This window comes from Microbulbifer elongatus (assembly GCF_021165935.1).
Classification (GTDB): domain Bacteria; phylum Pseudomonadota; class Gammaproteobacteria; order Pseudomonadales; family Cellvibrionaceae; genus Microbulbifer; species Microbulbifer elongatus.
Genome location: NZ_CP088953.1, coordinates 2,388,366 through 2,400,447, shown reverse-complemented (window position 1 = coordinate 2,400,447; position 12,082 = coordinate 2,388,366). Strand labels below are relative to the sequence as shown.

At 58.9% G+C, this 12,082-nt stretch carries 13 protein-coding genes and 1 tRNA gene; 2 read left to right on the top strand and 12 right to left on the bottom strand.

Annotated elements, in window-relative coordinates; all coding sequences use genetic code 11:
• Positions 1-6: 6 nt before the first annotated feature.
• Entirely contained in the window at positions 7-351 is a 345-nt protein-coding gene (locus tag LRR79_RS09765; RefSeq protein ID WP_231757031.1) for an STAS domain-containing protein, read from the bottom strand.
• 233 nt (positions 352-584) lie between these two features.
• Positions 585-758: a PA3496 family putative envelope integrity protein gene (locus tag LRR79_RS09760; protein WP_231757030.1), complete on the bottom strand. Its 174-nt coding sequence runs from the start codon at positions 756-758 to the stop codon at positions 585-587.
• Between the two features lie 504 nt (positions 759-1,262).
• Between LRR79_RS09760 and LRR79_RS09755 the strand changes: the two genes are divergently transcribed.
• Positions 1,263-1,338, top strand: a tRNA-Arg gene (locus LRR79_RS09755).
• A gap of 9 nt (positions 1,339-1,347) precedes the next feature.
• Here the strand turns inward: LRR79_RS09755 and LRR79_RS09750 are convergent.
• Genes LRR79_RS09750 through LRR79_RS09725 form a run of 6 tightly spaced genes read right to left on the bottom strand, consistent with a single transcriptional unit; the run spans position 1,348 to position 6,982 of the window.
• Entirely contained in the window at positions 1,348-2,385 is a 1,038-nt protein-coding gene (locus LRR79_RS09750; RefSeq protein ID WP_231757029.1) for an isoaspartyl peptidase/L-asparaginase family protein, read from the bottom strand.
• Between the two features lie 18 nt (positions 2,386-2,403).
• Positions 2,404-3,312, bottom strand: coding sequence for a dienelactone hydrolase family protein (locus LRR79_RS09745; protein WP_231757028.1), 909 nt, complete (start codon positions 3,310-3,312; stop codon positions 2,404-2,406).
• A 50-nt stretch (positions 3,313-3,362) separates the two neighbouring features.
• Positions 3,363-4,931, bottom strand: coding sequence for an NADPH cytochrome P450 oxidoreductase family protein (locus LRR79_RS09740; protein WP_231757027.1), 1,569 nt, complete (start codon positions 4,929-4,931; stop codon positions 3,363-3,365).
• Positions 4,932-4,955: 24 nt separating this feature from the next.
• A complete protein-coding gene (locus tag LRR79_RS09735) occupies positions 4,956-5,786 on the bottom strand; it encodes a DUF4198 domain-containing protein (RefSeq protein ID WP_231757026.1) in 831 nt (276 codons plus the stop codon).
• 22 nt (positions 5,787-5,808) lie between these two features.
• Entirely contained in the window at positions 5,809-6,354 is a 546-nt protein-coding gene (locus LRR79_RS09730; RefSeq protein ID WP_231757025.1) for a DUF2271 domain-containing protein, read from the bottom strand.
• Positions 6,355-6,373: 19 nt separating this feature from the next.
• Entirely contained in the window at positions 6,374-6,982 is a 609-nt protein-coding gene (locus LRR79_RS09725) for a PepSY-associated TM helix domain-containing protein (RefSeq protein ID WP_231757024.1), read from the bottom strand.
• Between the two features lie 375 nt (positions 6,983-7,357).
• On the opposite strand from LRR79_RS09725, the gene LRR79_RS09720 reads away from it, so the two are divergent.
• A complete protein-coding gene (locus tag LRR79_RS09720) occupies positions 7,358-8,695 on the top strand; it encodes a Na+/H+ antiporter NhaC family protein (RefSeq protein WP_231757023.1) in 1,338 nt (445 codons plus the stop codon).
• Between the two features lie 4 nt (positions 8,696-8,699).
• Here LRR79_RS09720 and LRR79_RS09715 read toward each other — a convergent pair whose 3' ends face one another.
• The 4 genes from LRR79_RS09715 to LRR79_RS09700 form a co-directional block, all read right to left on the bottom strand.
• Positions 8,700-9,398 carry an alpha/beta fold hydrolase gene (locus LRR79_RS09715; protein ID WP_231757022.1) on the bottom strand — a complete coding sequence of 233 codons (699 nt, stop codon included), beginning with the start codon at positions 9,396-9,398 and terminating at the stop codon, positions 8,700-8,702.
• A gap of 42 nt (positions 9,399-9,440) precedes the next feature.
• Positions 9,441-10,661: an MFS transporter gene (locus LRR79_RS09710; protein WP_231757021.1), complete on the bottom strand. Its 1,221-nt coding sequence runs from the start codon at positions 10,659-10,661 to the stop codon at positions 9,441-9,443.
• Between the two features lie 78 nt (positions 10,662-10,739).
• Positions 10,740-11,162, bottom strand: coding sequence for an acyl-CoA thioesterase (locus tag LRR79_RS09705; protein WP_231757020.1), 423 nt, complete (start codon positions 11,160-11,162; stop codon positions 10,740-10,742).
• The gene (locus LRR79_RS09700; protein WP_231757019.1) at positions 11,162-12,082 is read right to left on the bottom strand and encodes a dienelactone hydrolase family protein; all 921 of its coding nucleotides are present in this window, start codon (positions 12,080-12,082) and stop codon (positions 11,162-11,164) included. Before LRR79_RS09700 ends, LRR79_RS09705 begins: the two co-directional genes overlap by 1 nt.

Genomic DNA, 12,082 nt, shown 5'->3' with positions numbered 1-12,082 from the left:
CGGTATTCAGCGGATGCTGAATATCCGGTCGAAGTTAGACACGGTCAGGATGTGCGCCACGTGCGCGTTTGCGTTCATCAGCTCCACGGTGGGCTGCTCGCGCTCTCGGCCGACTTCGACGCAGTAGTCACGCAGCAAAAGCAGCATCCCCAGAGCCGCACTATCGAGGTGGTCGGTGGCCGCAAGGTCCACCAGAAACACCTTGGGAATCGGATTCGCATTGCGGTAGGCCCGCTGAAAGTCCCGATGAATATTGAAATCGAAGTTCCCGGTGATATGAATCACCAGTTCTTCGCCATCTTCGGAAACTTCCGAGCTCACGCGGCTCTCGAACCTTTCGGAAATCACCATTAGAACGTCCTATATCCTGCTGCATCCTGACCGTTGCAGAACTTGTCAGCTCCAATATACACCCCGCTGCAAGGTGTGGAAACTGGTGGGGCCCTATCCCAGAAATGCGAAAGGGTGCCAATGGCACCCTTCGGCGTACACTGCTCGCTTTATGCACACCGCATTGGAGCAGGAATGATTTTTATTCCGGGCAGTTCCCGGTGTGAGGTTTTGGCCTGAGATTCCAGTCTCGGTCAGAAGTCGTACTGATAGTCCATCAACTCCCGCCGCAGCCGCATTTCTTCCAACCGGTCTTCGACCAGCCGACGTGCGTCGCGAGGGCTCTCCGGGGTGTAGAGCAGACTCTCTTCAAGAGAGGAATCATTTCCATCAAAATCCATGTCATTTTCGATAACGTTGCCGCTCATAGAAAACTCCACAATCTCGATCTGCCAGGGCAGAAACTCTTTGTCTGTTTTTGTTGTGCAATCGCAGGTTAGCCAGCTCCGGCTTTTCCGGTCAAGCAACTTTTTCGCTATACGGTGCAGTTTTTCCTGGGGTTACAACTGCCACCTGGATAGCGCCCTCAGCACCGAGGAGGCGGATCCTCAACCCCCGGCTGCTGGCGCCAAAATAGCGACAAATTGTTACCAATTTGCGAAATTTTTCCGCTGTTTTCCCAGTCTATGAAAACACCAGAAAACAGAGCAGTCTGGTAACCGTTTTGGTACCGGGCGTTACTCTTGGTGACAGTGCAGAGGCAGGCTGAAAAGGTATCCGAGGTTTGGCAGAAATTGCCGGTGCGGGTGGCCGCCGGAGCTGGCGCTTAGACACCGTGTCATGACAGGAGCAGAATCAGCCGCTAGAATGCCCTCCCGGCCCTCAAGGCTGGGCCCGGCCGACCGCCAAGAAGGCTGGCTGCATCAGGGAAAGCCCCCGTCGGTTAACAGGATAAACCACGGACCTCCTAAGTCCGGACTGCAGGTTCGAGTCCTGCCGGGGGCGCCATTTCCAGGTTCAGTGTTCCGCGAAAATTCTAATCACCGGCTTCTGCCCGGCCACGCGACTGGCCCGATACATACCCTTGGTATTAAAGGTCAGCGCCAGATTCCCCTTGCTATCCAGCACAATCACGCCACCAGTGCCGCCTACCGGCAACAGAATATCGTTGATCACCTCGTCCGCAGCGTTCGCGACAGACTTGTTCTGGTAAGCCACGCGAGCGCAGATATCCGCAGCGACATTGTAGCGAATAAAGTACTCCCCGTGACCGGTCGCGGAGACCGCACAGGATTCGTTGTCTGCGAAGGTGCCAGCCCCGATTACCGGCGCGTCGCCAATACGACCATAGCGTTTGGCGGTCATACCGCCGGTGGAAGTTCCTGCAGCCAGGTTGCCCTGCTTGTCCAGAGCGACGGCACCAACGGTACCCATGCGGAAAGGTTCAGGCAGGGATTCGACGGCGGCCCGGTAATCCTTGTCCTGTTTGTTTTCCTTATCCAGCTTTTCTTTCGCCCGCTCCAGTTGCTGGCGGCGCTGCTCGGTATCGAAGGTTTGATTGTCAACCATGGGCACACCCCGGCTTTTGGCAAAGTCCTCTGCACCCTGGCCCGCGAGCATCACAAACGGCGAGTCCTCCATCACCATCCGCGCCAGGTCAATCGGGTTGGCGACGTGCTTTACTCCGGCCACCGCGCCGGCCTGGCGATTGCGGCCATCCATGATGGACGCATCCAGTTCATGGGTGCCGTCATAGGTGTAAGCGGCGCCTTTGCCGGCGTTGAACAGGGGGGAGTCTTCAAGAATATTGATGGCGGCGACGACCGCGTCCAGACTGGAGCCCCCCGTGGCCAGTACCCGATAGCCGGCATTGATGGCTTCCTCGAGTTTGCCACGGTAGGCACGCTCCTTCTCCGGCGTCATGGAGGACTTTTCAATGGTGCCCGCACCACCGTGGATGGCGATGGCAAATGGGGCAGATTCCGGTTGTTCCGCCCACACCAGCGGACTGCAAAACACCAAGCCCGCGATCAAACAGGAAATCCGCTGCCACATCTCCAAGCCTCCGGCCTTTTATGCAAGTCGCTCTTCAAACAAGTTAAGCATTTCTTCCCAGGCACGTTCCGCCTGGGCCTGGTTGTACGCCATCGAATCCGGCGGACACCAGCCGTGCATGGCGCCTTCGTATACCTCTACAGTGGCGTCCACGTCTGCGGCCTCGAAGGCCTCACGCAAGGCATCTTTGGCCTCAGGCTGGCGCTCGTCGTCGTTTTCAGCAATGGCCACAAGAAAGCCGGCTTGGATCTCGGGAATCAGGCGATGGGGACTGTCCGCTTTATCGGTCACCAGGCCACCTCCATGGACAGAAGCGCCAGCCCCGATGCGCTCGGGCTGGGCGGCGGCCATACGGAAGGTGTAAGAGCCGGTCATGCAATACCCTGCCGTACCGGCTTTTTTGCCGGCGTCCACAGAGTCCTGTTTGTCCAGCCAGGCGATAAATGCCTTGCCGTCGGTAACACAAGTTTCGGGAGATAGAGTGCCGGCCAGTTCGCGACCTTTGGGAAAGACTTTTTTGCGCAGTTCCGGACCAATGATTTTGGCATCGTCCGGCACCAGCTGGCCTTTCATGGTGCGATAATAGGGGTTCACCACCAGTACAGAGTAACCGGACTGAGCCAGGCGCTTGCCCATCTGGCGGAATGCTGGGCGCATGCCAAAAATATCCGGCCATAGCACGACCGCGGGGTGACGACCTTTCGCCGGGTGTACGAAGTAGCAATCGGCCTCACCATCGGGTGTGGGCACCATCACCCGGCTTTCCACAAGGTTGGCTTCGCTGGTGGCAGACGCGGACCAGGGCAGCATCGCCAACAGGCCAGCGCCGACCCCCATGCGGCCGAATCCCCGGCGACTTACCCCTTTACCCAGGCCATGCTGCAGGAAATAGGCTTCCGCATCGTTACTGTTCAGCTCGTCACACATACCCCACTCCTTCGTTTTGAATGCACATGACCCTACTGGAAAAGCCGTATTCAGTACAGGTCCCGGCGATACCGACCATTCTCGAGCAGCGATGTCACTTCGCGATCTCCAAGCTGTTGCCGTAGAACGCGGTCCACCCCTTGCCCCATTCCATCGCGATTACCACAGACGTATATATCCGCCCCGCGAGCGAGGAAACGACACAGGTCCTGCGCATGCGCGGCGAGAACATCCTGCACATACCCGGGTTGATCCGATGCCCCGCGGGAAAACACCCGGTCGCAGCGAGATATGATGCCCAGCTGTTGCCAGGTCTCGACTTCCCGTGCCAGTGGGCGGTCCGATTCGGCACGGCGCTCACCATAAACCAGCCAAACAGGGCCGGCACCACCCTGCACAGAGGCTTCGGCTGCCCGCTCCGCCAGTTGCGCGCGCAACCCGGCCAGTCCACTGCCGGCCCCAACCATCAGTAACGAGCGGCTGTGGTCCGGCGTGTGGCAGTGCGAATTTTCCCGCAAGCGGCCACCAAACAATTCCCCCACTTCACAGAACTCCGTCAGCCATCCCGACCCGAGGCCCAGATTCCCATGGGAGTCCGCCTGTTGGCGAACGATCAGCTTGAGGGCTTTTTCCGCGGAACAGGAAGCCACCGAGTATTCGCGCATCGGCAGAAGCGGAAATTCGGAAAAGTCGCCACACAAGAGTTTTTCCCGGCTGAATCTGCCACCTGGCAACCTACGCTCGCGCAGCCAGGCCTGCAGGGTCTGACCGCGCCCGCCCACCACCACCCACTCGTTCGCATCCAGCTGATGTCGCGCGAGCCAGTCTGCCACCACGGCGCGAGGCTGACGGGGCTGCAACTCAAACACATCACCAGCGCGCCATCTGGGCCAGTCGCTGACCGCTCGCAGAGTGAGTTCAAACAGGGGGGCACCGGGGCTCCCGGTATTCAGAAGACCGCGCTCCGCCAGTCGCCACCAGATCACCGGTTGTTTGGCCGGCGGCGCCCGGTCATGCGTCATCGCCGGGGAAGCGCGAAACCAGGCGGGCATGACACTGGCCAGCGCGCCGGTATCACCCTGGGCCCGGTCTACTTTATGCAGAGGGTTCAGGGCGCGGGCCCCCAACGCGGCCATGCCATCAAACAGGCGCTGCCCGAAGGCGCAAAAGCGCTCGTAGGTGCTGTCACCCAGGGCAACCACGGAATAGGAAAGGTGCGAAAGGTCCAGGGTCGCAACTTCACCACTGGCGCCGCTGCTATGGCCCAGAAACTTCCTGGCGAAGCGTTGGCCGTTATCCGGCGGTTCGCCTTCGCCGTAGGTCGCGACAACGAACAGCGCCTTGCGCACTGTTCGCAGGGTATCGGAAGAAACCTGACTGAGGGGCAGCAGGGTAACCGGCTGCGATGCGCCGAGGTGATCAGCGCTCTGCCGTGCCAGTGTGGCGGCGGTACCGCTTTGACTGGCATACGCGATAAGAACGCTGTCTTCCACCTGTGACAGCTGCAGACGATCTGCACTGCGTAGGGTGCGACGATACTGCAGGTACAGATCGACCACCCACAGCAACCAGAGCAGAATACAACCCAGAGCAAGCGCGATACGTTGATTCTCGGTCACAAGTCCGCTCCGCTCGCGGCCCGGTTAAAGGGGCAGCACTTCGAAGGTTGCAGAGTAGGAACCGCGACGCACGGTCGCCGGTGCGCGGGCTTTGCCATCCTCATATTCCGCTTCCATAAAGTACTGCCCCGCACTCGGCCAAGTGACACTGAACTTGCCTTCAGCGTCAGCCTGGGCACTGATTTCGTTCTGGCTGTCGCGGTAGCGGGTGCCGCCGGGGATCAGCACCACTTCTGCGCCTTTCGCCGGTTCGCCGTCAATCAGCAGTTTGAAACTGGCCGCTTCACCTGCATAAAGGTCATTGGGGTGGGTGACCGGCACCAGTTCCAGGCCAACCCCCTCGGGCTTGAGCACATCACTGGTAGGGGCACCCGCAGTGACGAAGGTTTCAACCCGACGGGAGCTCTGGGTGACGCGGAGGTCTTTGGCGTCCTTGGGTACGGCGGTTTCAAACTCCGCGTCATTCGCCTGCTGGCCCCGTCGCGGCCACATTTTGCGTTTGCCCTCTGCGTCTTTCCAGAAAGCGCGCAAACCGGAGGAAGCGAGACCGACTTTGTAGGTGCCCTCTTCCGTCAGCTGCAGGTCGAAGGTAGAGCGATATTTACCTCTGGACGCATTCTCCAGTGACAGAGTTTTACCGTTGGGCGCCGCTACTGTGACCGCGTCCACCCCCATCGCCACGTGATCCGGAAAGAAAATGGTATTGGAGACAGCGGCGTCAAAGGTGACATAGGGATCGTCACCCGACAGTACCGTACTGCTCGGCAGAATCCATGCCCGGTGGGCTTCCGCCTGCATTGCCACACCGGCGGCCATCAGGCCGGCAACCAGAACGCTTGTGAAATTCTTTTTCATGAGTGTGTCCTTTACAGAATGATCAATTGTCGCTGGCAGACGCGAGCGCGATACGCACCCGGCCCAGTTCTTCATTCCCGGCTGCCGACAACGGCAGTTCGGATTCTTCCAGCGGCCAGGTGAGGGGAATTTCAACCAGCTCGCGGCCGCCCACTTCACGGGCAGCTTCGACCCGCAGGCGGTATTTCCCCGGTGCCAGCTTCGCCAGGTCGCTACCGGCAATGGATACCTCCAAAGTGTGCTCACCGGGGCCGTAGGTCGCGGAGGTAATACCGTCCACCGGTACATCCAGCGCCCGGCCTCCGCGGCGCCACCACTGGCGCAGGTCTTTCAACCACTTCTCGCCTTCGTTATTGCGCATTCCGACGTCGTACCACACGGCAATCTGGGTCGCGCTGCGGGATTCATCTTCCAGCCAGACAGCCACATACGGCTTGTGGTATTCCGCTACATTCAATCGCGGAATTTCGATGCTTACCTGCAGGTTCCGGGCCTCGGCGCTCATCGTCAGAAAAAGCGCACCGGTTGCGACGATGCCAGCGAAACGTTTTAACAGCGTTTTTTCCATGCTTGTTCCAAATTAACAGTCAGTGAATAAAAACCAGCGCAATCACCAGAGGAATCAAAACCCCCAGCGCCGTAACCGGCCAGGTAGAAACCCGTCGGGAGGATTGTTGCCAGAGCAGCCAGAAACCTGTAACGCAGAACACGACACAGGCAATTGCGAACATATCCAGATACCAACGCCAGGCTGTGCCGGTGTCCCGCCCCTTATGCAAGTCGTTAAAATACGCAATCCAACCGCGGTCGGTACTCTCGTAAATAAACGCACCACTCTCGGTATCCAGTGACAGCCAGGCGTCTCCCCCCGGCCGCGGCATCGCAAGATAGAACTCACCACTGTCCCATTCACCCGCATAAGAGCGCGCGATCAAGATCTGATATTCCGACGCCAGCCAGCTCTTCAGTGACTCGGGCATCTGTAATGCTTCCCCGTCGTCTGCGCCCAGGGAACGCAACTCCTGCAGCAGGGGTCCGGGCACCTGTCCCTCGTGGCTGACAATGTGCGTCGAGGCAGGGATTTCTCCCGCGTGGTTCAGGGTGATCCCGGTGATGGCGAACAGCAGCATTCCCACCAGACAGACAGCAGAGCTGATCCAGTGCCACTGCCGCACCGACCCAAGAGATATAGCCACGATGGTTCCGCCCCCGAAACGTCTTATTCTGTGCACCCCTGTGCAGACCACCACCCGAGCGCCGCCCATCTGACTTCGACAGGCAGAGAGCACAGGCGGGATCAAACAAATAATGATAATGTATCTCATTAACAACATCAAAGCCTTCCATCCCGGCAGAATGTAAAATTCTGTAAAGGGCCCAGGTGTTTCACCGCCCAAGTCATATAACGGATCGTGCTCGTATGGCCATCGCAAATTCTTAGCCGGCCGCCGCCATACTGTTTAAAATCCGCGCCCTTTTCCGATTACTGCATCAGCAAACTCAATGGTCAAAGCGGATTCATGACGCACCACTCTGCACAGCCCACGCCTCCCCCTTCATCGACACCACCTGTGGCACCATCAGCACGCGCCCTGCTTCCGCTCCTGTTGTTTCTCGCACTCTTTGTGGGCGCCGGCCTCTGGTATCAGTCCCAGGGGGTTGCCATGGGCTTCTATCAGGTGTCCGCCCCGGTCGCGATTCTGCCCGCCATCGCACTGGGAATCCTGCTCGCCCACGGCCCTCTCAGCCAGCGTATCGACACTTTTATTCGGGGTGTGGGTGATCCGACCATTGTCACCATGGTGCTGATCTACCTGCTCGCCGGTGCTTTCGCCAGCGTGGCCAAGGCCGTGGGAGGAGTGGATGCGACGGTGAATTTTGGCCTGAGTGTGATTCCCTCAACGCTGGTTTTGCCGGGGTTGTTTCTGATCACTGCGTTCGTGGCGACAGCGATGGGCACCTCCATGGGCACCATCGCCGCCATCGCGCCGATCGCCGTGGGCGTCAGTGATGCCACGGATTTGTCGATACTGCTCACCATCGGCACCGTGGTGGGCGGGGCCATGTTCGGTGACAACCTGTCGATTATTTCCGACACCACCATCGCCGCCACCCGTACCCAGGGGGTAAAAATGCGGGATAAATTCCGCATGAATCTGCTGATCGCCCTGCCCGCCGCTGTGATCGCATTGATCTGGCTGTACTTCTCCGGCACCACCGCGCAGGTTACGGCACCGGGCGACTACGAACTGGTTCGGGTGCTGCCCTATATTGCGGTGCTGGTACTGGCGGTCAGCGGCGTGAATGTACTGCTGGTGCTGTTTATCGGCATCCTGCTGGCGGGCGCCATTGGGCTGGGACTGCAACCGGACTACTCCATTGCCGCCCTGTCCAAAGATATTTACGCGGGCTATACCGGGATGCAGGAAATCCTGATTCTGTCACTGATGATCGGTGGGCTCGGCGCTCTGATGCACGCCGGTGGCGGACTGGCCTGGCTGGGCCGGCAGATTGATCGTATCAGTCATCTGTGCAGCCGTGGTAAACCCGGGCGCAAAACCGGCGAGGCGGGCATCAGTACCGCCGTGGCACTGACCAACGTCTGTACCGCCAATAATACCGTCGCTATTTTACTGACCGGACAGCTCGCCAGGGAGATGGCCACCCGCTACGGCGTGGAACCCCGTCGTAGCGCCAGTCTGCTGGATATTTTTTCCTGCGTGGTACAGGGAATGCTTCCCTACGGTGCACAGATACTGCTGGCATCGTCTCTGGCAAAAGTCTCGCCTTTGGCGCTAGCGGGCAGTATCCACTACTGCTGGCTGCTGGGGATCAGTGCACTGATTTCCATCGTTACCGGATCGTTTCGTGGGCGTCCTACCCGAGGGGCGACCGAGCGCGAAAATTAGTAGCCTACTGGGGTTGATCCAGCCAGTGCACAATGGCGTCCGCCAGTGCCTGGGGCTGCTCCAGGGGAAGCATATGACCGCCGCCATCGATCCGCCGGAGCTCGGCGCCTGGAATCGCCGCCGCCAGCTCGTCCGCTTCTTCCAGAGAACGCAGCGCATCGTTTGCACTGGCAATCACCAGGGTCGGGCACTGGATTGTCGACGCCGGAACCTGAGAGCGGTCCAGTGCCGATTGTGTCGCCAACGCCTGATACCCCAACCGGCGACTCATTTCCTTGATCGTCGAGATCAGGGTTTTGTCCGAGGCGTTATCCGGGTGCAGTGAATGGGCAATGGTACTGTTACTCAGGCCCCGAAATCGCTCCGGGGTCAGTGCCTGCACCGCCTGCGTTTTTGTTTTCCTCTGCTGCGCGGTGTCGTCGCGCAACGAACTGGCAACAAGGATCAGCGCCTCCACCCGCTCCGGGAAATCTGCAGCCAGTTGCCGGGCAATATAACCACCGAGTGAGAAACCGATCAGGACGAACCGTTCCGGCAGGCGCTCGGCAATATCGGACGCCATATCGCGGATGGTCGGCCCATTGCCCAGGGCTGCGGTATGAAGGCTCCAGTCTTGCGGAAGGTAAAGCCGAAATTCGTTCCACAGTGTTTCATCCAGCATAAAGCCGGGAATCAGGGCAACAGAGGGGGCAAGGGTGCGCACGAAAATCTCCCAATCCAGTTCTCGATATCAGCCCGGCCAAGTTTACCCTACGGCTCGCCCAGCGCTGCCGACGGGAAAAAAGCGGCTGCGCCACATGACGCCGCAACATACCACCGCACACAATACCCCACTGAGCACTGCCACTGCTGGTAACCCGGTTATCTGGGCCAGAGCGCCGAGTAGCGATGCGCCGACCGCTGGCCCGGCCACCGTGGTCATCCCCCACAGGCTCACTACCCGGCCCCGGAATGCGCCGTCGAGGTCCGCCTGTAAAGCGGCCTGCATACCGATACTGGCCAGTGTGGACATGGCGGCAATACCGAAGATGCTGAGGGCCGCCAGTAAAAACTGACTGGAAAAACCGAGCATCAGCACAAACAGCCCCTGCAACGCGCATCCCATGGTGATAAAGGTTACCAGCGTGCTGCGCCGGGTCGTTCCGGATAACACAACACCGGCGACAATACCGCCCGCACCGGCCACCGCCATCAGGATCGCGAGGCCGCTACTGCCACTGTGGAACACGCCCCCGGCGAAGGCGGGCAGCAACTCCAACACCCCGCGTCCCAAGACGGCGATGGCAACCGAAAGAATAAAGAGCTCGAGAAATTTTGGAGTGCTTTTGATATAGAGCAGGCCTTCGCGCAACTGGAAGAGGACACCACCGCCCTTCTGACTGCGCGCCGTGGGTCGTATCTGCACCACCAGAAGAGCAAGCAGCGTTCCGAGAAAGGTCAGGGTGTTGATCAGGAAAGTACCGCCAACGCCGATGGTGCTGATGGACACACCGCCCAATGCGGGGCCTACCAGGCGGGTAACATTGAACACCACCGCATTCAGACTGATGGCCTGCGTGAGAAATTCCCGCGGTGCGATATCGTGAATCAGCGTCAGGCGGATCGGCTGGTAGGCGGCATTGCCAATACCGAGCAATACACAGCAGGCAAGCAGCGCGTGAATATTGAGAAAACCCAGCGCGTGGGTCACGAAAAGCCCGGTATTGAACAGGATCTGTACCAGCAGGCAGGCAATGGCGTAGCGCCGGCGATCCATGCGATCGATCAGCACGCCGAACAACGGCGCAATAAAAACCAGAGGAAGGTACTGGGCAAGTACGATAAGCCCTACCCAGGTCGAGGACTCCGTCAGCTCCCACGATAACCAGCCAATGGCAGTGCGCTGCATCCAGGTGCCAATCCAGGAGACGGTATTCCCGCCCAGGTACAGCGCGTAATTGCGGTCTTTCAGAACCTCAAAGGCCATGGCGTAGCGTTATCCAGAGTGACTGAATACTACGATACAGAAATTCGTGGATCGAGAAAAAGCAAAATCAGAGGTTCCCTAGCCTTCCGCCGCCAAATATTCACCCACCTTGTCCCGCATCACCTGCGGAATGCGCGCGGTACCACGCTCCTTGAGGTCAAACAGCACCGAAGTGGCGCGATTGATCGCCGCCACTTCACCACTTTCACTCAATACCAGCGTCTGACGATAGGTAATCGAACTGTTGCCGATTTTCAGTGCCTCGCAGTCCACATGCACCAGTGCGCCCTCCGGTACTTCCGCCTTGTAGTCGATCTCGTGGCGCACGTCTGCCCATCCCAGGCGACGCTCGCCATCGACCATGGCGTTATGCCCGAGGATCAGCATAAAGTGCTGCATGGCATCATCGAACATCCCCACGTAATTGCGGGTGTTCATATGCCCCATTTCATCACACAGCCAGGTGTGGGCCACGCCGGAAAAAGTGCGAACGGCAGCCATTAGTTGGCTTCCCCGTTTGTTCCCGCGTGAATCATCCCCAGCATGGTCTGCCACGCGTCTTCAGTAGCGGCGGCATCGTATACAGAACCCGCATCGATATTCGCCTGATTGGGGTTGGCATGGTCGAAGGTGTGGGTAGCGCCCTTGTATATTTTCAGGGTCAGTTCGCCAGCACCTTTGGGGTGGTTCGGCTGGTAGGCCTGGCACACTTCCTCTTCGATATAACGGTCTTCGGTGCCGAGGAAGGCAACAGCATCCACGTCCACCGTCCAGGGCTGCATGCAGGTACCGTAGAACATAAAGGCACCCTGTACACGACGTTCAAAATCCACTTGCGGCCATTCCGTCAGACTGATAGGGGCAGATTTTGCAGAGGCCTGGGTCAGTGCGGCCCAGATGGTGACAGCGCCGTGGGAGAAACCCGCGAGATACAGCTGCTCCGCATCCACGCGCGGATCATTTTTCACGTCTTCAATGGTGGCGAGAATATCCGCCGAGCGCTGCCAGGGCGTCATGGCCTGGAAATTACACGCATCCTGCCATTTGATGCCGCGACCTTTGTAGCTATCTACGGCGATCATACCGACACCTTCCTTATTCAGGCGACGGGCCCAGTCCTGTTCGTGGCTTTCGGTGGGTCCACTGCAGCCGTGAAAGAACAACACGGTAGGAACCGCGCCCTCGCCTTCCGGAAAGTAGCGCTGATCGTACGGGCGCAGCGCTTTGCTGATTGCATCCATATCCGTGTCTTTTACGGTCGCCTTGGCATGGGCAATAGCATTGGCAATAAACTGCGCAGCACCGCCCTCTTCCACAACTTCTTCCAGTTCTTTACGGCTTTCATCGGAGGCCAGCGCACTGCTCACAGCAAAGAGGGTCGCGCTCAACAGCGCCCCAAGCATTAAAAATTTTTTAGACAT